Genomic DNA, 20208 nt, shown 5'->3' with positions numbered 1-20208 from the left:
GGAGGATGCGGCCATGAACGGATTTGCCTGGGCCTTGGCGGTGTTCGTGCTGATCCATGTCGGGATCTCGGCCACCGGTCTCCGGACGCGCCTGGTCAGCAGCATCGGTATCGGACCCTACCGGATCGCTTTTTCCTTGGTTTCGTTGGGCCTGCTGCTCTGGCTCATCCACGGCTATGGCGTGATGCGCGCCGATCCGTTCGATGCACTGAACGCGCCGTTTTGGGCGCCACCGGCATGGCTGCACTGGCCGGCTGTGGTGCTGGCGCTGTTCGGCATCTCCCTTGCCGCCGCGGGCGTGCTCACGCCGGGCCCGACGCTCGCCGGTTACGAAAAGGCCGGTCTGGCCAAGCCCGCATATGGCGTGCTGCGCATCACGCGCCATCCCTTCATGTGGGGCGTGGCGTTCTGGGCGCTTGGGCACCTGCTCGTGAACGGCGAACGCTTCGCGCTGATGCTGTTTGGCGCACTCGGCGTGATGGTGCTCTACGGCACGCGCTCGATCGACCGCAAGGGCCGCGCACGCGATCCAGAAGCGTTCGCGCGCTTCGAGACCGTCACCTCCAACATCCCGTTCGCGGCGATCGTGCAGGGCCGCAACAAGCTTGCCCTAGGAGAGATCGGCTGGCGCGGGCTCGCCGGCGTTACCATTGCTGTCGGCATCGCGCTTTTCCATCAATCGCTGTTCGGCGCGCCCGCCTTCTCAACCTCGCCTTAAGGCACCGGCGCGAAAACAATCCAATGCTCGTCCTCGACCGCGCCCATTTCGACCACATGACCGGCGCCGATCGCGCCTTGCAGCTCGAAGTGCTGGGGCTCTTTCGTATGCAGATCGACGCCTGGCGCGCCGCCTTCGGGACAGGCGAGAGCTGGCGCGACGCCGTGCACACCATGAAAGGCTCCGCGCGCGGCATCGGCCTGATGGCGCTCGCCGCCGCCTGCGAAGCTGCGGAACAAGCCTCCAACGCCGATCATGCCGACGCCATGCAAAGCCTGCAGGCGCATCTCGAAGACGCGCTCGCCGCACTGGAACAATTCGCCGCTGAGGCGGCCTGAGCTTTTCGCGCTAGCGTGCCGCCATGGTCGCTGAAACCTTCATCCAGCGTTTTCCCGTCGACGCAGCCGACATCGACGAACTCGGCCACGTCAACAACATCGTCTATCTGCGCTGGGCGCAAGACATCGCCACCGCACACTGGCGCGCCCGCGCGGGCGCGGAGTTGGTGGATCGCTACGTCTGGGTCGTGCTGCGCCATGAAGCGGATTATCGCGCCGCGCTCACGCTTGGCGACGACGTCGAAGTTCGCACGCATGTTGATGATGCGCCGCAAGGCGCCACATGGGGACGCTTTGTCGATATTTACAAAGGGGGAAGCGAGAAGCCCGCCGTTCAGATCAAATCAAACTGGGCCATGCTCGACGCAAAAACGCGCCGCGTAAACCGCGTGCCGCCAGTACTCGTCGCGCGCTTTAAAGATTAGAACTCAGGATGGTTCGGATCCGACGGCGCATCGAGGCCAGCGGCAATGCGCATCAGATCGCGCACTTCGCCCAACCGATCGAACGCCAAGAACGCCAGCATGAAGAGCTCGCACAGGAAGCGCCAATACACGAGCGCCACGGCTGCCACCGCCGGCACTGCGAGCAACTGCATCGCGCCGGCGCCGAGATTTCCGCCCGCGAGGGAAAACACCGCCATCAGCAGAACGCCCAACGCAAACACCACGATCACGGCGGCGCCGACATAATACACGAAGCGCACCAAAGTCGGCCCGATCAGACGGTCGAAGCTCAAGAAGCGCTGAAAGATGGACTGCATGGCGAACCCCGCGAATCGCGTCGCTTATGAAAGCGTATAGCCGCCCTCGGCGACAAGCGTGGCGCCCGTCATGGGATTATCGTCGGACAAAAGCATGACGATCAGCTTGGTGATGTCATCCGTTGCCGCATAGCGCCCAAGCGGCGGCGCAAGCGCCGCAATTTTCTCGAAAGCGGCACGTGCGCCGCCGGCGTCTTGCGCCAGTTTTTGAAACAATGGCAGCCCATTCCACGGCGCCGCATCGCCAGCGCCCTGGGCAATGGCGTTGACGCGGATCGGGTGCGGCGCAGCCTGCTGCGCCGCCGTCTGGATCAAGTGCAATAGTCCCGCCTTCGGGGCGAAACCGCCGCCCTTGTCCAATTTGATCGACGCCGCCGGCGCGCTGACCACGATGGCGCCGCCCTGAAAATTGCTGCGCATCAACGGCATCACCGCGCGCAGCGAGTTGAGGACGCCGTCGAGGCTGGTGGGCATCACGCGCCCCCAATCGACCAGATCGCTCTCTTCCGCGCTCGCCGCTTCCACCGAGCGCACCAGCGCCCAGTCGACCCGCCCATATTGCGCTTTCACGAACTCGGTCGCCTGCGCCCAGCGGTCTGGATCGCTGACATCGAAGGCGAGGGTGGAGATGCGTTCTGGCGCGGCAGTGCTGGCCTCGATCTTGTCCGCTAGTGCGGCAAGCGCCGCTTCGTCGGAATCGACCAGGATCAGCCCGCCCTCGGCGCGGCCAGCGATATCGCGCGCGAGCGCGGCGCCGATGCCGGTGGCGGCGCCGGTGATGAGCGCCACCGCGTTGAGACGGTCCAGATCCATGGAGCGCTTACGCCACGGGGCGGGGCTGGTTTCAATGGTCAGCCCCAGGCGCGCGCGCTATATCGCGCGCAATGACCCGTTTCGCGCTCCAATTCGGCAACACCCAGTCCGGCCTCACCTATCAGGAGCGCATGACCGCCTACGGCATCTGCCCGCGCGGCGAAGCCAATCTGGCCATCGTCCAGATCGGCAAGAAGGCGCCCTACGAGTACGACTTGCCCGGCGGCGGCATCGAGGCGGACGAGGACGAGGCGGCGGCGCTAATGCGCGAATACCAGGAAGAAACCGGCCTCACCGTGTGGCCCACGCGCGTCATCGGGCGTGCCGGCCAGTACTGGATCAACAAAGGCGAGCCGCGCAATTCATTGGCGACCTTCTACGAAGTCGAACTCTCCGCCGACGACAACGCGCCGACTGAACCCGACCACGCACTGGTTTGGATGCCGCCAACGGATGCGCTGACCAAAATGCGCCACGAAGCGCATGCGTGGGCGATCCTGCATTGGCTGCGCGGACGCCGCGGCGCCTAATCAGGTCGGCTCTTCTTCGTTGTCGCCGTCGATGAAGTCTTCGATCCCCTGCAGCGGGTTCAGCGCATTCAAGCGCTCAAGCAGCGTTTCGTCCCGCAGTGCCATGTAACGCACTTCCGGCACGTCGTTCAGCGCAACGCGCCGCGTATCGCGCAATTGTGGAAGCTGCGGCATGCGCCGTATGCGCAGCGGATCTTCATCAAGGGATGCGGGTTCGATGGCTCTCAGCGGTCCGCCCAAACCGGTGTTCGGATCCTCGGCGACGAGTTGTTCGTCCGCGGCGTCTTGCGGCATGATCGGCAGCGAGGTGTCGTTCACACGCATGACGACAGCGCCGGTGACCGCTGCCGCGCTTGCCATGCCCATGGCGAACATCGCGTACTTCGATGGCGGCTTCGGTGGATTGAGAACGTTTTCAACCGCGCGCAAGCGATCGACGAGGCCATGCCAGGCGCCGCCGCCGCGTTCGCCGCGCCAGTGTGCGAAATCGATTACATTGGCCTTACGCGCAAAGCGCGGTGCGCCCGGCGCCACGGCGATCTCAACCAGGCGCACCGGATCAATCTTGTGCTGCCACTCGATCATGTAACTCTGGCTGCGCGCATCGGGCGACCAGATCAGCATCACCGCATCGCGCGATGTGCGCGCGCCTTCGAGTTCGCCCATGGTTTGGCGCCCGATCGTCAGCTGCACGCGATGCTGCTCAGCCTCGAGAAGACGCGTCAGCGTCTCCGCGAGCTTCGCCGCGTCGTATGTGCAGATGATGCGAACGTCCGTCATTAGGGCGGGGGGCCTAAGTTGAGGCTTGGCATAGCATGCGCCTGACGCCGCGCCACGATGTGGCATTGCAGGCTGTTGTGAATAAATGACTGGTCTGTGACAGCTATGGCGCAAACGACGCGCCTTCAAAACAAAGGCGAAATCGCATCACCCAGATGGTGTATCGCGCCCGATACATTCGCGCGGCGGATTACCAACACGCAATCTTCGTTGTGTCCGACCACGGAACCTCTAAGCTGCCCATCAGCGCGCGGGGGTAGGGCCGCGCTCGGGGAGAATAACAATGGATTTGGCGACCATCCTTCCGTTCATCGTGCAGGCTGTAGGCGGCGCGATCGGCGGCAACGTTCTGGGCGCACTCACGCGCGGCGGCGGCGGCATTGTAGGCCGCACCGTTATCGGCGCGCTCGGCGGCGTGGCGGCTGGCTTCGCTGGCGGCAACGTTGAGGCCGTAAGCGGCGTCACCTCAATGTGGAGCAACCTCATCGAAGGCGAGAACGGCGTCCACCTCTCGAACTTGATTACAGGCGCTGCTGGCGGCGGCATTCTCGGCTTGATCAGCGGGCTCCTAATCCGCCCACGCGCCTAAAACCCGCGCCAGACCAACGACAAGAATTGTGCGTCCGACCATTGCGCGTTTCCGTCCAGGGACCGCGCTTGGCGGACGATCACGATGCCTTGCGACGGCGAGAGATAGAGCCGTTGTCCACCCGCGCCCGCGGCCATCGCAAGATCGGTCGGCGCTGGCGATGAGCCGCGCCACAGATCGCTATCGACGCTGAGCTGATCGCGCGTCCGTCCTGGCGCCGCGAGCCAGAGTCCGAACCCTGCTCGCGCCTCCGCAAACGAGCCACGCACGGCCTCACGCAATGCGCCGTCATCTGCCAATTGCTGTGCACGCCATACGCCTTCGCGCCGGATCAGTTCGCCCGCTTGAGCCCAGCCGCGCGCCGAAACCGCCGCTCCGTCGTCAAACCGCGCGGCGCCTTCGCGGTTGCGCGTCCAGCCGATCGGCACGCACCCGATCGGCAGCAATGTGCGCGTCGTGAGATATCGCGCCGGATCCGGCTCGCGTCCGGACGCTTCTAATTTGCGTCGCGCGATTTCCGTGAACACCAGATAGCTCGCCGCGTCGTCATGGAAGCGCACGCCCGGAGGATCGGACGGCTCAAGCGCGATCGCGTTCGCCAGCGTTCGCTCATCACGCCGCCCGAACGCAATTCCGCTCGATCCCGCGAGCAGCGCGCGGATCGAGATTGTGCTCTTGACCGGGTGCGCGCCCCAATCGCCGATCGTCAACGCAACCGGCTCATCCAGCGTCATCAACCGGTCTTCGATCAGTGACGCGGCCAGCAAAGGCGCAAACGCGCGCGTGCCTTCGCCAACGCCCCAGCGCGCCTCGCGCGAACCGCCGGGATACTCTTCAGCCAGCACGACGCCGTGGCGCACCGCCAGGAACGTCGCGCCGTCGCGGTCGGCGCTATAGCGCGCGGCGTCTGCGAAACGCCCAGCCGATTGCGCGCGCGCCCATTGCGTCGTCGACGCGCTGACCACGCTGCATGCTGCAGCTGCAATGAAGGCGCGGCGATCCATGCGACTCCCCAGCGCATATTTTCCCAAAAGGGAACCGAACCCACAAGCCGCGCGTACCAGCGGCTATGCGTTTCCTGATTCCCTTCATCGCCCTGTTTTTGGCCGCATGCTCGCAAAATCCGGTTTATCGTCAATCCGAAGAGCCGCTGCCCGTCGCTTACATTACCCAGGAGTGGTATCTCGGCCTCTGGCATGAGCAAGCGCGGCTGCCCAACAGGTTCGAAAACGGCTGCCAACGCGCCACCGCCGAATACGCGCTCCGAGACGATGGCCTGATCTCAGTCAAGAACACCTGCACCCAAGCCAGCGGTCAACAGCGTGTCGCCAACGGCCGCGCACGTCCCGCAGGCGAAGCAGGCGAGGGAAAGCTTGAAGTGAGCTTCTTCGGTCCGTTCTGGGCCGACTATTGGGTGCTCGAACGCGCCGACGATTACTCGTGGAGTATCGTCGGCGAACCGGAGGGCCGTTACCTTTGGTTGCTCACGCGCGCCGAGACCATCACACCCGATCAGCGCAGCGATTTCGAAAGCCGCATCGTACGCCTTGGCTATCGCCCCGCTGAACTGGTGTGGGCAGCGCCGCCCACCGCGGAGACCGCGAGCCGCTAGCGATCACTTCCGGATTGTCACCGCGGTTTCGCGGCCGCCGATGTCTTCGATCTGAACTTGCACATCCACGTTGCGATCGTCGCGACGAACCGTGAGATTCACGGTGCCGCCCACGCCCAAGCGGTCGAGCGTGTTGGTGAGATCCGAAAGCCGCCGCACCGGCGCGCCTTCGGCGGCGACGATGACGTCACCCAATTCGCCGGCTTGCGGGTTGGTGCCGCGCAACCCGGCGCGTGCCGCCGGCGAACTGCCGGAGGTCTGCCAGACCAGCACGCCTTCAACGCCGAGCCGCGTCGCCACCGATTGATCCGCCGCGACAATGCCAATCCCGGCAATCGGCGCGCGGCCGGTCTCGATCAATTGCGGCACGACGCGCGCGATGGTGTCGATCGGCACCGCAAAGCCAACGCCAGCGTACGCACCAGATGGCGAGAAGATCGCCGTCGTCATCCCGATCACCCGGCCCGCAGAATCCAATAAAGGTCCGCCGGAATTGCCAGGATTGATTGCCGCGTCAGTCTGAATCACGTCCGCGATCTCGCGGCCTTCTTGGGTCGGCAACTGCCGTCCCAACGCGCTGACGATGCCCGCTGAGATCGTGCGATCGAACCCGAACGGATTTCCGATCGCAAACACGGCTTGTCCGACTTGCAGATCGTTCGACGTTCCCAATGGCAGCGCCGGCGAGCCCACCGCGCGCTGCAAGCGCAGCACCGCGACGTCGTATTGCGGCGCGCGGCCGATCACTTCGGCGGGAATGTCTTCTCCACCCGGCAAGCGGATCACAGTCTGCGCGCCTTGCACGACGTGGTTGTTCGTCACCACGTGCCCCGCCGCGTCCCACACGAATCCGGTGCCGGCGCCAACTTCGCCGCTGAACCCGCTCGGATCGCCGCTGATCACCAGCACCACAGACGGCGCCGCCGATTGAAAGATCGCGATTGTCGCTTGTTCGCTCTCCGCTAGCGTGCCCCGCGCTTGCACTACGCGCGGATCGGCGCCTTCGGTATCAATCGCCTGCGGCCGGCCGCAGGCGGCGAGCGCGACAAGGGTAAGGGCGGCGAGGGCGCGGAGGGGGGCGTTCTGCATGCCGCTATTTTGCATTTCCGCCCGGCCTTCGCTACCGGCTGAGTTCACGCATCGCCGCGTCGAGCCCCTGGATCGTCAGCGGAAACATGCGGTCGCCGATGATCTCGCGCACCACCTGGATCGACGGCGTGTGGTCCCAATGCGCGCGCGGCGTCGGATTGAGCCAGACCAGCCGCTCATAGACCTGCTCCAACCGCTGCAGCCACAGCGCGCCCGGCTCTTCGTTCCAATGCTCTACCGAGCCGCCAGGGTAGGTGATCTCGTACGGGCTCATGGTCGCGTCGCCGACGAACACTATTTTGTAGTCGTGCGGAAACTTGTGCAGCACGTCCCAAGTCAACGTCTTCTCGTCGTGACGCCGACGGTTGTCCTTCCACACGCTCTCATAGAGGCAATTGTGGAAATAGAAGAATTCGAGGCTCTTGAACTCGGTGCGCGCCGCCGAGAACAGCTCCTCGCAGAGCTTCACGTGCGAATCCATCGAGCCGCCGATATCGAGGAACAGCAGGACCTTCACCGCATTGCGCCGCTCCGGCCGCAGCACGATATCGAGATAGCCTTCCTTCGCGCTCTTCTTGATGGTGCCGCCGAGGTCCAATTCATCCGGCGCGCCGGTGCGCGCGAACTTGCGCAACCGCCGCAGCGCCAGCTTGATGTTGCGCACGCCAAGCTCGACGGAATCGTCGAGGTTTTTGTACTCGCGCTTTTCCCACACCTTCACGGCCTTGCGCTGGCCGCCTTCGCCGCCAATGCGCACACCTTCAGGATTGTAGCCGCCATTGCCGAACGGGGAGGTGCCGCCAGTGCCGATCCACTTGTTGCCGCCCTCGTGGCGCTTTTTCTGTTCTTCGAGCCGCTCTTTCAGCGTCTCCATCAACTTCTCCCAACCGCCCAGCGCTTCGATCTGCGCCTTCTCTTCGTCGGTCAGGAATTTTTCCGTCAGCAACTTCAGCCATTCCGCCGGGATTTCCGCGTTGATGGCTTCGTCGGTTTTATCCAGCCCCTTGAACACGTGCCCGAACACGCGGTCGAACTTGTCCAGATGCCGCTCGTCTTTCACCAGCGCAGCGCGCGAGAGGTAATAGAATTCCTCCACGTTCGGCGCGATGGCGTCCTTCTCCAGCGCCTCGACCAGCACAAGGTATTCCTTGAGGCTGACCGGCAAATGCGCCGCGCGCAGTTCGGTGAAGAAGCGTTGGAACACTAGTTCGTGCCGCCTCGCTGCTCGCGCCGCGCCAAGAACGCCAGGCGCTCGAACAACATCACATCTGCTTCATTCTTCAACAGCGCCCCGTGCATTGGCGGGATCAGCTTGGACGGATCGCGGCTCTTCAGCGTCTCCGGATCGACGTCATCCGTCAGCAGCAGCTTCAACCAATCCAGCAGCTCGCTCGTACTCGGCTTCTTCTTCAGTCCCGGCACTTTGCGCATGTCGTAGAAAATCTTCAGCGCCTCGTTGATCAGTCGCGTCTTCACACCAGGGAAGTGACTCTCCACGATCGCGCGCATTGTCTCGTCGTCGGGGAATCGGATGTAGTGGAAGAAGCAGCGGCGCAGGAACGCGTCCGGCAATTCCTTCTCATTGTTTGACGTGATCATCACAATCGGCCGCACCGCCGCCTTCACCGTGCGATTGAGTTCATAGACGTAGAACTCCATGCGATCGAGTTCTTGCAACAAGTCGTTGGGAAACTCGATGTCGGCCTTGTCGACTTCGTCGATCAGCAGCACCGGCCGCACCGGCGCCTCGAATGCCTCCCACAACTTGCCGCGCTTGATGTAGTTGCCGATGTCGCTCGCGCGCTCGTCGCCAAGCTGAGAGTCCCGGAGTCGCATCACCGCGTCGTACTCGTACAAGCCTTGCACGGCCTTCGTCGTCGACTTGATGTGCCACTCGATCAGCGGCATGCCCAAGCTCTTCGCGACCTCGATCGCCAGCATGGTTTTGCCGGTGCCGGGTTCACCCTTCACCAGCAGTGGGCGCTCGAGCGTGATGGCCGCATTGACGGCGACCTTCAGGTCTTCCGTAGCGACATAGTCCTTGGTGCCTTCAAACCGCATCTGCGCTCCTTGTCGGAGCGACTTAAAGCGGGGCGGCCCTCCGGTGCAAGCTCACGCGCAGGAAGCCTTCGTTCGGCGGTGGCATACATCGCAAGCATTGGCAGAACTGCCGCGCCGCCAACGCCAACGCGGCGCCGCTCATCGGCGGCGGTGGAGGCGGGGAGCCGGGCCGCATGCCAAGCGCGTGCGCGAGGCGCGTGAGATCTGGATGATCGCTGTAGATCGTCGCATTGTTTGGTCCGCGCACTTCGGCGAACCGCGTCGCCAACGGCGCCGTCGCCATCGCCACGATCAAGCCGTCGCCTTGCGCGCTGCGCAAAACCCAGAACTGGCTCACGCCATTGTAGAGCCCGCCGCCATACGCGGCGCTGACGCGTGTCGTACGCGCCAGGCAATTGTGAAACTCGCGCCCGATCAGCCGCAGTTCGGCGACCGACGTCACGCGATGCCAAGTCCGCCCCTGCGTCGCATCGATGACGCGCCGCGTGCAGCATTCTTCGATCTCGCGCTGATCCTCCCAGGCCGCGAGCAGGCGCGCGTATCGCTGAGTCCTTGCCGCCACGAACGCGAAGTTCATGCGATCCATCTTCGCCAAGAATTCCCGCGCCGCCGTAATCACAGCCGCATCATGTGGCCGCGCCGATTCATCCATCGCCGCCATGCGGCAGGTCTCGGCCAAGCGCCGCGCCACCGCGTGTAGTTTTGTCGACACTGAGCGCTGCAGCTTGAACACCGCGACCGCCTCGCCACGCGCTGCCGCGCGCTGGGCCCACTCCTCCGCGTATTCGAGTTCGATCGCGTTCGCGGCGCGAAAATTGTTCTCGTCCTTCAAGAGCGCGCCGATCGCCAGTTTCTCAAACCGCGCGGCGACTTTCTGGTCCCTGATTTTCGCCGCCGCCCGCCGCGCCAGCGCGCGCAGGGGTGCGATGTCGAGCACATTGGGCATGTGGTCTCCTTCCCGCCAAAAAGCAGGGTCAAAAATTCGCGCTCTGTTTTCGGTGCGGCGCGATCTCCGCGGCGCGTGCGCTCTCACGGCGCTGCCGGTTGTTCCGGTCGACGAACCTTTGCGCCGGTTAACGGTGAGATCAATCGCGCCGCTGCTGTTGGCGCGTTATCCGGTGCGTTTGCGGCGCGCACGACACGCACAAACGGGCGCCGCATGCGCCCGAGCGCAATTCGCAGGCGAACCGATGCGCCAACGCAACCTTTGCAACACCGCATTAACCATCGTGGGCGAGTGTTAACGCGATGGACTCCCAGAACCGGGAGGAGAGGGCTCATGCCGCTGAAACTGTCCCTGCGACCGGGCGAGAAGTTCGTCGTCAACGGCGCGGTCGTGCAAAATGGCGATCGCCGCGCTGCCTTGGTCTTGCAAAACAAGGCCTCCGTGCTGCGCGAGAAAGACATCATGCAGCCCGACGAGGCCGATACGCCGGCCAAGCGGATCTATTTCCCGATCATGCTCATGTATCTCGACGAAATGGGCCGGGACAAAGCCTATGGCGAGTTCGCCGCCAGGCTTGCCGAATTCATGGGCGCTGTCCGCGATCCGGCCGTGCTGGCTGAATGCATCGGCGTTTCCAAAGAAGTAATGGGCGGCGAATACTACCGTGCGCTGATGCGGTGCCGGAAACTCATCTCTTATGAGGCCGAGCGCCTGGGGCTTGGGCATGTCGATCAAAGCGTACCAGCGCGCAGCCACACAGGCTGAGAATCCGCGCGAGCTTGAGTACCGTGCTTTCGGCCAAGTCACCGCGGCATTGCTGCGCGTGAAAGAGGACGCGGCGTCGACGCCCGTCGTCGCCGAAGCCATCGAGGCCAACCGCCGGCTCTGGAACGTGTTCTCCGCCGATTGCGCCGTGCCGGAAAACCAGCTGCCGCTGGCGCTACGCGGCCAGATCATCTCGCTCGCCATGTGGGTGGCGCGCTATTCCGGCGAAGTGCTGCGCGACGGCGCCGATGTCGAACCCTTGATCGACATCAACCGCACCATGATGGAAGGCCTGCTCGCGCGCTGAGTTAGGCACAATTTGCCGATCGCAAAATACCGACGATCGTTTCGGTGGTGACGCGTTGTTAACCGTCCAACCTTACAAACACTGCCAACGCAAAGCGTCTCGCTCCATGAGGGGTAGGGCGTGCGGAAATTTCCGCGCGTACCGGGCGGGGAGCCCAGCCGGCCAAAACGGCCGGTTAACAATGTCCAGAAGGACCAAAAACTATGGCCAGCGTAAACACCAATTATGGCGCGCTCGTCGCGCTGCAAAGCCTCAACCAAACCACCAAAGAACTCGACCAAGTTCAAAACCGGATCAGCACGGGCCTCAAGGTCGCGACCGCCAAGGACAACGGCGCGGTCTTCGCCATCGCCCAGCAACAACGTGGCCGCGTCGCAGCGCTCGCGTCCGTCAATGACGGCATCGCTCGCGCCAGCTCGACGATCGACGTTGCCCTCTCGGCCGGTCAGTCGATCTCGGACCTGCTCATCCAGTTGAAAGACAAGGCCGTCGCCGCGCAAGCCGGAGACTTGTCCACGGATCAACGCGCGGCTCTCTCTGCCGACTTCAGCGCGCTGCGTTCGCAGATCAACCAGATCGCCGGTGCGGCGACTTTCAACGGCGCCAACCTTGTCGCCGCTGGCGGTGCCAACCTCTCGGTGTTGATGTCGGATCTGTCCGGCGCGACCACGGGCCGCCAAGTTGCATCGACCGCCATCGCGGGCACGGTTCCGGCGCTTTCTGCTTACGTCGTCGGCAACGGCAGCGTCACCGCAGCTGAAGATTCAATCTTCAGCCTGAACGGCGTCGCCATCGGCACCGTCGATATCACCGCTACGATGACGATCGCCGACTACCTGACAGCGGTTTCGACCGCCACGGGCGGCCGCGTTTCGGCTTCTTACAACCAAACCAACGGCCAGTTCACGTATGTTGCGCCGGAAGCGGTCATCACCACGAACGAACTGTCGATCGCGACCGGCACGCCGGCCAACAACCGCTCGTGGCTCGGCCAGGGCGTCGCTGCTGGCGCAGTGACGAACTCCGCCGTGACCACGTCCGTCACCGACCTCGACTTCACCGTCGATGGCGCTGGCGCGCTGGCCACAGTGACATCCGCTCTCTCGCTGTCGAACGTCTCCAACGCTGAATCGGCGTCGGCGGCCATCGACACGGCGGCCACGCTGCTCAACAAGCAGCTCGCCACGCTCGGTTCGCAAGCCAAGGCGCTGGACGTCCAAAAGACGTTCTTGGGCAAGCTGTCGGACTCGATCGAAGCTGGTATCGGCAACCTCGTCGACGCCGACCTCGCCAAGGAATCTGCCCGTCTCCAATCGCTGCAAGTTAAGCAGCAGCTCGGCGCGCAAGCCTTGTCGATCGCCAACTCGGCGCCGTCGATCGTGCTGTCGTTCTTCCGCTAAGCGGATAACGGAAGGGGCGGGAGGCTTCGGCCTCCCGCCAGTTTCCAGCCCGAGCATGAGCCATGGCTTCCATCGCTCCCCCGAAGGCCATCGACCCGCTGCCGGCGCCCGCGCCGGCGCAGCCGTCTGAGCCTAGTCCCGCCGCGGAAGCGGCGGCGCGGCGCATCGCGCAATACGAAGCGATGCAGCACGCTGAATTGCAGCCCGACAAAGTGCTGGTGCGCCTCGATCCCGACGCGCAGCGTTTCGTTGCGACCTTGACGGACTCCGCGACGTCGGAAATGTTGCGCCGCTACCCGAGTGAATCGCAGCTCGCGTACTCACGCGCCGTCATGGCGTATCTCCGCGCGCAGCTCGCAAAGTAAACAGAACGTAAATTTATTCGTTTCGAGAGCGGCGCCGTTAACGTTTCGTTAACGCATTTACGCTTTCTTCACGCCTGCGGCGAAGCGCGCCGCGCGTCTCTCTGAGCTTGAGACGCGCGATCCGAAGGAGCGGGCATACATGGTTTCGAGCATTCTCCCAGGCACGACGGGCGCAGGCGCGCTCGGCGTTGATCAGCGTTACACCCGTCCGACGCCGCTGGCGCCGCGGCGCGATGAAGCCGTCCAGGGTGATCGTGTCGAGCTGAGCGGCGCTGCCGTCGCCGGTTCGCGCGAAAGCGTCCGCAACGGCATCGCGCAGGTGCAGGAAGCACTGGCGCTGGGTCACGAAGCCCAGGCCATGCTGGTTCAAGCGCAAGCCGCCGCCAAAAGCGGCTCGCAGGCCGACCTCGACACAGCGCTGTCAGCGTTCGCCGAGCGCCTCGAAGCCGCCATGGCGCGGGGCGCCAAGCTGGTTTCAGGCGAGCAAGTGCAGGTTCAAGCCGAGCCGGGCGGTGCGCCTGTTGTGATCGATGGCGTTGACCTCACACTGAAGGCGGATCCAGCCGAGGAAGACGTCATCGGTGTTTCCACCAACGCCCAAGCCGACGATCCGGCGTTGCCACAAACCGTGCAGCGCTCGATGGAAAAGCTGCAAGAAGCGATGACGCGCCTGCTCGAAAGCGTCCGCGCTCTCGAAGCCCATCAAGGCTTCCTCGGCGCCGTCGAGGGTGCTGCCAACGTGCGCGGCGATCTCGACGCTGACAGCGCGCGCCTTCTGGCGCTGCAAGTACGCCAAGGGCTGGAAGCCGTGGGTTCCCCCGCGATCGCCAACGTCGAGCCGCAAGCCGTCTTGTCGTTGTTCAGAGCTTAGAGCGGGCGCCAGTTGCTGGCGCCGATCTCGACCAGATCGCCGCGATCGCTGTAATCGTCGTCCTCGATCTGCGCAAAGAACATGCGCCGCCCGGCGGTGTAGCCTTTCCACGCGACGATCCCGATCAAGCCCGCAAGCGCCAGTCCCATCAGCGCCAGTGCGATCGCCAGTTCGCGCGTCACGGTTAGGTCGCCGCGCGCGGCGCGCAGCAACTCGCCGTCGCGCGGCAAGCGCTTCGCCGCCGCCGCCGCACGGTCGCCGGCGGCCTGCGCGATGAGGCGAAGCCGCGGCAAGTCGCGCAGCGCCGTCGCGTGCGTTACCAGATCCGTCGCCGCCGACGCTGAGATCGCCTCACTCATGCCGCCGATTTCTTCGAGCGCCGCGCGCACTTGAGCCACGCGCTGTGGGTTTGCCGCGGCGCGAAACGCAGCCGCCGCATTGGCGAAAGCGCCCGCTTCGTCAGCGGGCGCTGATGCCAGCGCCGCACTTCTGAATTCTTCGATCGGCACGGCGCGATTGATGAGCGCATCCATCTGTTCGCCGAACGCTTGCTGATAATCTGCCCGCCGGCTGGCCGCGAGCAGGGCGGAGGCGCCGTCGTTGGCGGCGCGGCTGAAGTCGCCCGCAAGACCCAGCGTCAAACCCGTGAGCACAAACTGCGTCGCGTCGGTATTCGGCTCCGCCAGCAGATTGCGCGACATCAGCTCGAAGTCTTGCCGGTCGCCGACTGGCGCCGCCGCGCCCGCCTGCAGCGCTTGCGCCGTCGTGTTCGCTGCGCGCCGCGACAGCAAAGGCACCGTGGTCTCGTACCGCCCACGCGTGCCCGGCGTCAGGATTTCCAGCGCCGCCAGTTCGGTGGCTGCATCGCCCCGCGCCGAGGCGCGATTGATCGCGCCGCCATAGCGTGACGGCAACATCTGCCCGCCTGACAACAAGAACCCGCGCGCGGCGGGTATATCGCCCGCCATCAGCTCCATCGCGACCAGATCGTCCCATTGGCGCACACGGTCGAAGTCGAGCTGGATCAGGTCGGCGTTCATCTTCGCCACCCGCGCGCCGATCGCGCGGGAGCCGGCTTCGGAATACTCGTACGCGTAGAGATGGTCTCGCCCGATCACGAGCACTGCGAAGGCGCTCACCAGCGGCAGCACCAACAGACAGACGTTGAAGACAAACGCTGTCAACACGCCCGACGAGGATCGCCGGTCGCCATAGTCTTGACCGGCGCGCCATGCGCCAGAAACCCTCGCGTGCTTCATTCCTGTCCCGGACCGCAGCCACGTCTAAAGAGCCGTGGGAAACGGCTGTCCGCAAGATGAATTACAGGAAAGGCGAAAACGTCCCCAGATCGGGGTGTCATTGCGGCGGCTGTTAAGCGCTTCGGTCTATAACAGTCGGACTAGGGGAGACCGCCGCGGCTCGTCCGCCGGTCGATCCATAGTTCGCTTCGCCGGTGCGCTGACGCGAGACTTCCTCCGCCATCGCCTGCACCAAGCCTTCGCTGACGAGCTTAATGGCGCCTAGCGCGAGTTCGTGCGCCGCAAGCACCTCGTTCAGCGCTACCGTGCTTTCACGCAGCCGGCTCAGCGTCGCCGGCGGCGCCCCTTCGACCAGGCTGCGGTCGTGTTTGATGCGGGTAAGCTCCAGCCGGTAAGTGTTCGCCAGCCGGGCCTTCTCGTCGCCTTCCGCCCCGTCGAGCGGCGGCAACCGCGCCTCCATTCGCCGCGTGTCCTCCGCAACCAGCACGGTGAGCCGCTCGGTCACTAGAACCAGCTGCTCGGCGCGGTCCTTGGCGTCGTCAGCGAGCAGCACCATCGTCGCTCTCCTCTGGCATGACCTGCATTTCCTGCATCCGAATCAGTTCACGCACGATGCTGTCGGCAATGCCGACGCCGCCGGAGCGCGAGATCGCCTCCGCGTAGCGCTCCACCAGCATCGGCCGGAAAATCTGTTCGCCCATGCCGCCGCCGCCGAGCCCGTCAGTGTCGAGGCTCTCGAACATCGGCCCCAACATCTCGCCCAAGAACACAGTTTCGAACTCTTCCGCCGCGCGCCGCGCTTCGTCGATGCCCTGATCCGTCGGCCGCGCCGCATTCACGCCCGTGCGCAACGGTAGTGGTGCACCAGCGAGAGGAGCAGAAAGGGGGATCGGTCCGTCCGTCATCACATCACTTCGATTTCAGCCTGGATCGCGCCGGCAGCTTTCAGCGCCTGCAGGATCGAGATCATGTCGCGCGGCGTGACGCCGAGCGCGTTTAGGCCGTTGACCAGCTGGCGAAGCGGCACGCCACCCGGCACCACGACCAGGCCGCCTTCTTCTTCCTCAACATCAACAGCAGAAGAGGGGACCACAACCGTTTCGCCGCCACGGCTGAACGGCTCGGGCTGGCTAACAAATGGGTCTTCCTGGATCGAGATCGTGAGATTGCCTTGCGCGATCGCGACGGTCGAAACCTTCACGTTCTCGCCCATCACGACGATGCCGGAGCTTTCGTCGATCACGATCCGCGCCGCGGTGTCGACTTCCACTTCCAGATTTTCGATCCGACCAACCAGCGAAACCATGTCGCCTGCGTAGTCTTGCGGACGCGTGAGGATAACAGTGCCGGGGTTGGAAGCGCGCGCTACTGGTGTACCGATAGCGCCGTTGATCGCCGCCGCAATGCGCTGCGCCGTGGTGAAATCCGGATTGCGCAGCGCGAGCCGCAACTCGCGCATCGCGCCAATGTCGAAATTGATCTCGCGCTCAACCAGCGCTCCTGACGCAATGCGCCCCGCTGTGGGCACCCCGCGCGTCACCGAAGATCCGCTCTGACCCGAGGCGGCAAACCCGCCAATCGCCAACGGACCCTGGGCAACAGCATAGACTTGCTGGTCCGCACCCATCAGTGGTGTGACAAGCAGCTGCCCGCCGGCCAAACTCCGCGAGTCTCCTAGCGCCGATACAGTCACGTCGATCCGCGCCCCCTGGCTCGCGAACGGCGGCAAGTTGGCCGTTACCATCACGGCGGCGACGTTGCGTGTGTTCAGGTTACCGTTCGAGGCGTTGACGCCCAGCCGCTCCAGCATCGCCGCCAGCGATTGGCGCGTGAACGGTGAATTGCGCAGCGAATCCCCGGTGCCGGCTAAGCCCACCACCAGGCCGTAGCCCACCAGCTGGTTTTCCCGCACGCCTTCAAAGTCGGCGACATCCTTGATCCGCGGCCCGGCCCAGGCGGCCAGGGTCGCGAACGGCGCGGTCATGGCCGCGATCGAGGCGACCGCCATGAGCCCCGCGCGCGCCGCACGTGATGCAAATCCCATCTGACCGACACGCCACCAGTTCGGTTAACGACCCGTTCAAGTCCGAAACGTTAAGCGCTCATAAACAGGAGCAGCGGAGTGTCCCGCTTCATGAAGATCGAGAGCGGCCGTCCCGTCGGCGCGGCGTCGACCACGAAGAAGGCAGGCCAGTCGGCCGCGCCGGGCTTCACGGTAGCCGCTGAAGCGCCGGCCAAAACGACGGCGGCGACATCTGTAGGCGGCGTTACAGCGCTCGACGCCATCCTAGCGCTGCAGACAGATGAGCCACCAGCCCAGCGCCGCGCCCGCCAAACCAAACGCGGCCGCGACGCCTTGGACGCGCTGGAAAAGCTGGAGCGCGGCCTAGTGATGGGCAGTGCGCCTGGCGCGCTCAAGGTTGAATTGGAAAGCCTGCAGCACGGTGGCGAACTCACCGGGGAGGCGGGTCTCGATGCGGTGTTGCTGGAGATCGACATCCGACTCGCCGTCGAGGTCGCCAAGCTTGAACGCGGGTTAACAAGGGGCTGATTTGTCACCCAACTGTCGGAAAACAGGGGATGTTTGGCATCAGTCTTGCTCGATGGACGCGCCCAAGGACGGCAGCTATAAGGCGCCTCGCGACGGCGCCGGGAGTGCGGAAATGGCCTCTACCGTGACGAAAGAATATCGGCCCAAGGAAGACGAGCCGTTCATGAATGAGCGGCAGCGGGATTACTTCCGCAAGAAGCTCTTGGTTTGGAAAGACGAGATCCTTGAGGAGAGCCGCGGCACCATCGCGACGCTTCAGCAGGATACTGTCGCCGAAGCCGATCTCGCCGACCGCGCCACCAGCGAAACCGATCGGGGCTTGGAACTGCGCACGCGTGATCGCCAACGCAAGCTGATCGCCAAGATCGATCAAGCGCTCCGCCGCATCGAGGACGGGACCTACGGGTATTGCGAAGAGACCGGCGAGCCGATCTCGCTCTCGCGTCTCGAAGCCCGCCCGATCGCCACGCTCTCGCTCGAAGCCCAAGAGCGCCACGAACGCCGCGAACGCGTGCATCGGGACGACTAAGGCTCTCTGGCGTCCCGCCGCGCTTCAGCGTCCGCCATCATCTGAACGTAGCGCGGGTGCTCGCGCACCGGATCGAGATCGCTATCCGTTGCGATCCAATTCAAACTGCCGCGCAGCGTCGCCTTGGCGACGGCCTCGATCATGTCCAGTCCCCAATCGATCTCGCCGCCCTTAATCAGCCCGCAGCCGATATTATAGAGCATGTTGCGATTGCCGGGATCGACGAGCAGCGCGCGCCGCGCCCATTCCTTAGCCCGCTCGATGTCGCCGAGCACAACCAGAGCGCCAACGCCGAAACTCAAACTCAAGCCGTGATCGGGCTCGATCGCGATCAGCTTCTCTGCGCGCGCCAGCGCGTGGCGTGCGGAAGCCGCCGTCAGCGGCGAGCCAATCGCCTCGTAGCACTGGATCAACATTCCCGCCGCCCAGATGTCGTTTTCGAAGTCCCGCGTGGCCCGTTCCAGGCATGCGATGGCCTCTTCAAAGCGGCGCATCGGCACAAAGCACCGCGCCGCCGCGCAATTCACTTCATAAGACTCGGGATCGAGCCGAAGCGCGGTCTGATGAAACGGCAACGCCTCTTCGAGCCGGCCGTAGTCGCCCAGCATGCGGCCCTTGGCTGAATGCGCCTCCGCCAGACCGGGGTCCAACGAGAGCGCGCGCTCGGCCGCTGCCCAGCCTTCTTCGCTATTGGCGACGAACAACGCGACATTGCTCTGCGCGATCGCCATCAAAGCCCAAGCCCGCGCGTAGTTCGGGTCAATCTCGACCGCCTTCTTGCAAAGCTGAACGATGAGTTCGCGGTGGCGGGCATGCGCCAGCAGGTCGAACTGCCGCGCCATCAGATATATTTTGTACGCCTCGGGATCTGACGTCGATCGCATCTCGATCGCCTTCTTCTCCTCCGGCGCGAGCTTCAGCTTCAGCGCCGCCACGATCGCCTGGGCGATCTCGTCCTGCAGCGCGAAAATGTCCTTGAGCTCGCGGTCATAGCGTTCGGCCCAGAGATGGCTGTCGCTCGCGCCTTCCACCAGCTGCGCCGTGATCCGTACCCGATCGCCCGATTTGCGCACGCTGCCTTCCAGGATGTGCGTGACACGAAGCTGCCGCGCCGCCTGCGCCACTGAGACGGCTTTGCCCTTGAACGTGAACGCCGTGTTGCGCGACACCACGGAGAGCGAGGACACCTTGCTCAGGTCGGTGATGATGTCCTCGGTGATGCCGTCGCTGAAATATTCCTGCTCCGGATCGCCGCTGATATTGGCGAACGGCAGCACACAGATCGTTACGCGCGAGGTCGCCACCGGGGCGCGGTTTGCGATGCCGGAGCGGACCGCGAACACATGCACCGGCTTCTCGATATCCTTGACCTGGTGTTCGCCCAGATCGTCGAATTCGGCCGCGATCCGCCCCGCGATCTGCTCCCGCGCAGCGCGCGAGAGCGTGATGCCGCCCGGCTGCGCCATGCTCTGGAGGCGCGCGGCGACGTTGACGCCTTCGCCGAATATGTCTTCGCCCTGTACGATCACGTCGCCCGCATTGACGCCGATGCGGTAGCTCAGCGCTTGGCCGTCCTTGGCCGCCTGATTGCGCTCGGCCATCGCGCTCTGGATATCGAGTGCGCACCGCACCGCGCCGACGACGCTGGAGAACTCAATCAGCGCCCCGTCGCCCATCAGCTTCACGACCCGCCCGCCCTGCGCGGCGACAGCCGGCTCGACGATCTCGACCAGCACCGCGCTGACGCGCGCAAGCGTGCCGGCTTCGTCGCGCTCCATCAGCGCGCCGTAGCCGACGATGTCCGCCGAAAGCACTGCCGCCAGCCTGCGCTCCACGATCATCTCCGTCGCGCGATTATCGCACACCGGCGGCGCCGCCCCAAGCCACGGATTGACTTCGCTGCGCCGGACGTCAGATAGAAC

General features: G+C 64.5%; 26 protein-coding genes. 13 read left to right on the top strand and 13 right to left on the bottom strand.

Annotated elements, in window-relative coordinates:
• Positions 1 to 13: 13 nt before the first annotated feature.
• From DSM104635_RS13330 to DSM104635_RS13320, 3 genes are read left to right on the top strand one after another with little or no spacing between them, the layout of a single operon-like run.
• A complete protein-coding gene (locus DSM104635_RS13330; RefSeq protein ID WP_158766675.1) occupies positions 14 to 718 on the top strand; it encodes an NnrU family protein in 705 nt (234 codons plus the stop codon).
• A gap of 23 nt (positions 719 to 741) precedes the next feature.
• On the top strand, positions 742 to 1056 hold the full coding sequence (locus DSM104635_RS13325) for an Hpt domain-containing protein (protein ID WP_158766674.1): 315 nt from the start codon (positions 742 to 744) through the stop codon (positions 1054 to 1056).
• Between the two features lie 23 nt (positions 1057 to 1079).
• Positions 1080 to 1481 (top strand): acyl-CoA thioesterase, encoded by a 402-nt coding sequence (locus tag DSM104635_RS13320; protein ID WP_158766673.1) that lies wholly within the window; start codon positions 1080 to 1082, stop codon positions 1479 to 1481.
• Here the strand turns inward: DSM104635_RS13320 and DSM104635_RS13315 are convergent.
• Both DSM104635_RS13315 and DSM104635_RS13310 read right to left on the bottom strand, forming a co-directional pair.
• Positions 1478 to 1819 (bottom strand): DUF4282 domain-containing protein, encoded by a 342-nt coding sequence (locus DSM104635_RS13315; RefSeq protein ID WP_158766672.1) that lies wholly within the window; start codon positions 1817 to 1819, stop codon positions 1478 to 1480. The genes DSM104635_RS13320 and DSM104635_RS13315 overlap by 4 nt on opposite strands.
• Before the next feature lie 24 nt (positions 1820 to 1843).
• Complete coding sequence (locus DSM104635_RS13310; RefSeq protein ID WP_158766671.1) at positions 1844 to 2632, bottom strand: SDR family NAD(P)-dependent oxidoreductase; 789 nt, start codon at positions 2630 to 2632, stop codon at positions 1844 to 1846.
• Between the two features lie 71 nt (positions 2633 to 2703).
• On the opposite strand from DSM104635_RS13310, the gene DSM104635_RS13305 reads away from it, so the two are divergent.
• Positions 2704 to 3162, top strand: coding sequence for an NUDIX domain-containing protein (locus DSM104635_RS13305; protein WP_158766670.1), 459 nt, complete (start codon positions 2704 to 2706; stop codon positions 3160 to 3162).
• Here DSM104635_RS13305 and DSM104635_RS13300 read toward each other — a convergent pair whose 3' ends face one another.
• Positions 3163 to 3942: a hypothetical protein gene (locus DSM104635_RS13300; RefSeq protein ID WP_158766669.1), complete on the bottom strand. Its 780-nt coding sequence runs from the start codon at positions 3940 to 3942 to the stop codon at positions 3163 to 3165.
• A gap of 283 nt (positions 3943 to 4225) precedes the next feature.
• Here DSM104635_RS13300 and DSM104635_RS13295 point away from each other — a divergent pair, with 283 nt between their 5' ends.
• On the top strand, positions 4226 to 4531 hold the full coding sequence (locus DSM104635_RS13295; protein ID WP_158766668.1) for a hypothetical protein: 306 nt from the start codon (positions 4226 to 4228) through the stop codon (positions 4529 to 4531).
• Here the strand turns inward: DSM104635_RS13295 and DSM104635_RS13290 are convergent.
• Positions 4528 to 5535 (bottom strand): serine hydrolase domain-containing protein, encoded by a 1008-nt coding sequence (locus DSM104635_RS13290; protein ID WP_158766667.1) that lies wholly within the window; start codon positions 5533 to 5535, stop codon positions 4528 to 4530. The genes DSM104635_RS13295 and DSM104635_RS13290 overlap by 4 nt on opposite strands.
• Before the next feature lie 65 nt (positions 5536 to 5600).
• Here DSM104635_RS13290 and DSM104635_RS13285 point away from each other — a divergent pair, with 65 nt between their 5' ends.
• On the top strand, positions 5601 to 6143 hold the full coding sequence (locus tag DSM104635_RS13285; RefSeq protein ID WP_158766666.1) for a lipocalin family protein: 543 nt from the start codon (positions 5601 to 5603) through the stop codon (positions 6141 to 6143).
• A 3-nt stretch (positions 6144 to 6146) separates the two neighbouring features.
• Here DSM104635_RS13285 and DSM104635_RS13280 read toward each other — a convergent pair whose 3' ends face one another.
• Genes DSM104635_RS13280 through DSM104635_RS13265 form a run of 4 tightly spaced genes read right to left on the bottom strand, consistent with a single transcriptional unit; the run spans position 6147 to position 10239 of the window.
• Complete coding sequence (locus DSM104635_RS13280) at positions 6147 to 7232, bottom strand: S1C family serine protease (protein WP_158766665.1); 1086 nt, start codon at positions 7230 to 7232, stop codon at positions 6147 to 6149.
• Positions 7233 to 7263: 31 nt separating this feature from the next.
• Positions 7264 to 8436, bottom strand: a complete 1173-nt coding sequence (locus DSM104635_RS13275; protein ID WP_158766664.1) for a vWA domain-containing protein — start codon at positions 8434 to 8436, stop codon at positions 7264 to 7266.
• Positions 8436 to 9293, bottom strand: a complete 858-nt coding sequence (locus DSM104635_RS13270) for an AAA family ATPase (RefSeq protein WP_158766663.1) — start codon at positions 9291 to 9293, stop codon at positions 8436 to 8438. Before DSM104635_RS13270 ends, DSM104635_RS13275 begins: the two co-directional genes overlap by 1 nt.
• A gap of 22 nt (positions 9294 to 9315) precedes the next feature.
• The gene (locus DSM104635_RS13265; protein WP_158766662.1) at positions 9316 to 10239 is read right to left on the bottom strand and encodes a hypothetical protein; all 924 of its coding nucleotides are present in this window, start codon (positions 10237 to 10239) and stop codon (positions 9316 to 9318) included.
• Between the two features lie 333 nt (positions 10240 to 10572).
• Here DSM104635_RS13265 and flbT point away from each other — a divergent pair, with 333 nt between their 5' ends.
• From flbT to DSM104635_RS13240, 5 genes are all read left to right on the top strand, one after another.
• Positions 10573 to 11004 carry a flagellar biosynthesis repressor FlbT gene (flbT, locus tag DSM104635_RS13260; protein ID WP_158766661.1) on the top strand — a complete coding sequence of 144 codons (432 nt, stop codon included), beginning with the start codon at positions 10573 to 10575 and terminating at the stop codon, positions 11002 to 11004.
• Complete coding sequence (gene flaF / locus DSM104635_RS13255) at positions 10964 to 11311, top strand: flagellar biosynthesis regulator FlaF (RefSeq protein ID WP_158766660.1); 348 nt, start codon at positions 10964 to 10966, stop codon at positions 11309 to 11311. The genes flbT and flaF overlap by 41 nt, the downstream gene beginning before the upstream one ends.
• Positions 11312 to 11514: 203 nt before the next feature.
• The gene (locus DSM104635_RS20090) at positions 11515 to 12711 is read left to right on the top strand and encodes a flagellin N-terminal helical domain-containing protein (protein ID WP_158766659.1); all 1197 of its coding nucleotides are present in this window, start codon (positions 11515 to 11517) and stop codon (positions 12709 to 12711) included.
• 62 nt (positions 12712 to 12773) lie between these two features.
• The gene (locus DSM104635_RS13245; protein ID WP_158766658.1) at positions 12774 to 13076 is read left to right on the top strand and encodes a hypothetical protein; all 303 of its coding nucleotides are present in this window, start codon (positions 12774 to 12776) and stop codon (positions 13074 to 13076) included.
• A 139-nt stretch (positions 13077 to 13215) separates the two neighbouring features.
• Positions 13216 to 13947 carry a flagellin family protein gene (locus DSM104635_RS13240; RefSeq protein WP_158766657.1) on the top strand — a complete coding sequence of 244 codons (732 nt, stop codon included), beginning with the start codon at positions 13216 to 13218 and terminating at the stop codon, positions 13945 to 13947.
• Here the strand turns inward: DSM104635_RS13240 and DSM104635_RS13235 are convergent.
• The 4 genes from DSM104635_RS13235 to DSM104635_RS13220 form a co-directional block, all read right to left on the bottom strand.
• Entirely contained in the window at positions 13944 to 15206 is a 1263-nt protein-coding gene (locus DSM104635_RS13235) for a hypothetical protein (RefSeq protein WP_158766656.1), read from the bottom strand. The genes DSM104635_RS13240 and DSM104635_RS13235 overlap by 4 nt on opposite strands.
• 112 nt (positions 15207 to 15318) lie before the next feature.
• Positions 15319 to 15762, bottom strand: coding sequence for a flagellar basal body protein (locus tag DSM104635_RS13230; protein WP_158766655.1), 444 nt, complete (start codon positions 15760 to 15762; stop codon positions 15319 to 15321).
• Positions 15746 to 16111, bottom strand: a complete 366-nt coding sequence (locus DSM104635_RS13225) for a rod-binding protein (RefSeq protein ID WP_158766654.1) — start codon at positions 16109 to 16111, stop codon at positions 15746 to 15748. Before DSM104635_RS13225 ends, DSM104635_RS13230 begins: the two co-directional genes overlap by 17 nt.
• Entirely contained in the window at positions 16111 to 17214 is a 1104-nt protein-coding gene (locus tag DSM104635_RS13220) for a flagellar basal body P-ring protein FlgI (protein WP_407703490.1), read from the bottom strand. The genes DSM104635_RS13225 and DSM104635_RS13220 overlap by 1 nt, the downstream gene beginning before the upstream one ends.
• 114 nt (positions 17215 to 17328) lie before the next feature.
• Between DSM104635_RS13220 and DSM104635_RS13215 the strand changes: the two genes are divergently transcribed.
• Both DSM104635_RS13215 and dksA read left to right on the top strand, forming a co-directional pair.
• Entirely contained in the window at positions 17329 to 17757 is a 429-nt protein-coding gene (locus DSM104635_RS13215; protein ID WP_158766653.1) for a flagellar assembly protein FliX, read from the top strand.
• A 112-nt stretch (positions 17758 to 17869) separates the two neighbouring features.
• A complete protein-coding gene (gene dksA / locus DSM104635_RS13210) occupies positions 17870 to 18286 on the top strand; it encodes an RNA polymerase-binding protein DksA (RefSeq protein ID WP_158766652.1) in 417 nt (138 codons plus the stop codon).
• Here dksA and DSM104635_RS13205 read toward each other — a convergent pair.
• Complete coding sequence (locus DSM104635_RS13205) at positions 18283 to 20151, bottom strand: tetratricopeptide repeat protein (protein WP_158766651.1); 1869 nt, start codon at positions 20149 to 20151, stop codon at positions 18283 to 18285. The two genes, dksA and DSM104635_RS13205, sit on opposite strands and share 4 nt — an antisense overlap.
• Positions 20152 to 20208: the final 57 nt, after the last annotated feature.

Source organism: Terricaulis silvestris (genome assembly GCF_009792355.1).
GTDB lineage: Bacteria > Pseudomonadota > Alphaproteobacteria > Caulobacterales > Aquidulcibacteraceae > Vitreimonas > Vitreimonas silvestris.
The sequence above is the reverse complement of the archived record's forward strand: the minus strand, read 5'-3'. Positions and strand labels throughout refer to the sequence as shown.

Bases quoted from the DNA above. Each gene is read 5' to 3' on its own strand.
- DSM104635_RS13330 (WP_158766675.1), top strand. From the start codon at position 14: ATGAACGGATTTGCCTGGGCCTTGGCGGTGTTCGTGCTGATCCATGTC.
- DSM104635_RS13325 (WP_158766674.1), top strand. From the start codon at position 742: ATGCTCGTCCTCGACCGCGCCCATTTCGACCACATGACCGGCGCCGAT.
- DSM104635_RS13320 (WP_158766673.1), top strand. From the start codon at position 1,080: ATGGTCGCTGAAACCTTCATCCAGCGTTTTCCCGTCGACGCAGCCGAC.
- DSM104635_RS13315 (WP_158766672.1), bottom strand. From the start codon at position 1,819: ATGCAGTCCATCTTTCAGCGCTTCTTGAGCTTCGACCGTCTGATCGGG.
- DSM104635_RS13310 (WP_158766671.1), bottom strand. From the start codon at position 2,632: ATGGATCTGGACCGTCTCAACGCGGTGGCGCTCATCACCGGCGCCGCC.
- DSM104635_RS13305 (WP_158766670.1), top strand. From the start codon at position 2,704: ATGACCCGTTTCGCGCTCCAATTCGGCAACACCCAGTCCGGCCTCACC.
- DSM104635_RS13300 (WP_158766669.1), bottom strand. From the start codon at position 3,942: ATGACGGACGTTCGCATCATCTGCACATACGACGCGGCGAAGCTCGCG.
- DSM104635_RS13295 (WP_158766668.1), top strand. From the start codon at position 4,226: ATGGATTTGGCGACCATCCTTCCGTTCATCGTGCAGGCTGTAGGCGGC.
- DSM104635_RS13290 (WP_158766667.1), bottom strand. From the start codon at position 5,535: ATGGATCGCCGCGCCTTCATTGCAGCTGCAGCATGCAGCGTGGTCAGC.
- DSM104635_RS13285 (WP_158766666.1), top strand. From the start codon at position 5,601: ATGCGTTTCCTGATTCCCTTCATCGCCCTGTTTTTGGCCGCATGCTCG.
- DSM104635_RS13280 (WP_158766665.1), bottom strand. From the start codon at position 7,232: ATGCAGAACGCCCCCCTCCGCGCCCTCGCCGCCCTTACCCTTGTCGCG.
- DSM104635_RS13270 (WP_158766663.1), bottom strand. From the start codon at position 9,293: ATGCGGTTTGAAGGCACCAAGGACTATGTCGCTACGGAAGACCTGAAG.
- DSM104635_RS13265 (WP_158766662.1), bottom strand. From the start codon at position 10,239: ATGCCCAATGTGCTCGACATCGCACCCCTGCGCGCGCTGGCGCGGCGG.
- flbT (WP_158766661.1), top strand. From the start codon at position 10,573: ATGCCGCTGAAACTGTCCCTGCGACCGGGCGAGAAGTTCGTCGTCAAC.
- flaF (WP_158766660.1), top strand. From the start codon at position 10,964: ATGTCGATCAAAGCGTACCAGCGCGCAGCCACACAGGCTGAGAATCCG.
- DSM104635_RS20090 (WP_158766659.1), top strand. From the start codon at position 11,515: ATGGCCAGCGTAAACACCAATTATGGCGCGCTCGTCGCGCTGCAAAGC.
- DSM104635_RS13245 (WP_158766658.1), top strand. From the start codon at position 12,774: ATGGCTTCCATCGCTCCCCCGAAGGCCATCGACCCGCTGCCGGCGCCC.
- DSM104635_RS13240 (WP_158766657.1), top strand. From the start codon at position 13,216: ATGGTTTCGAGCATTCTCCCAGGCACGACGGGCGCAGGCGCGCTCGGC.
- DSM104635_RS13235 (WP_158766656.1), bottom strand. From the start codon at position 15,206: ATGAAGCACGCGAGGGTTTCTGGCGCATGGCGCGCCGGTCAAGACTAT.
- DSM104635_RS13230 (WP_158766655.1), bottom strand. From the start codon at position 15,762: ATGGTGCTGCTCGCTGACGACGCCAAGGACCGCGCCGAGCAGCTGGTT.
- DSM104635_RS13225 (WP_158766654.1), bottom strand. From the start codon at position 16,111: ATGACGGACGGACCGATCCCCCTTTCTGCTCCTCTCGCTGGTGCACCA.
- DSM104635_RS13220 (WP_407703490.1), bottom strand. From the start codon at position 17,214: ATGGCGGTCGCCTCGATCGCGGCCATGACCGCGCCGTTCGCGACCCTG.
- dksA (WP_158766652.1), top strand. From the start codon at position 17,870: ATGGCCTCTACCGTGACGAAAGAATATCGGCCCAAGGAAGACGAGCCG.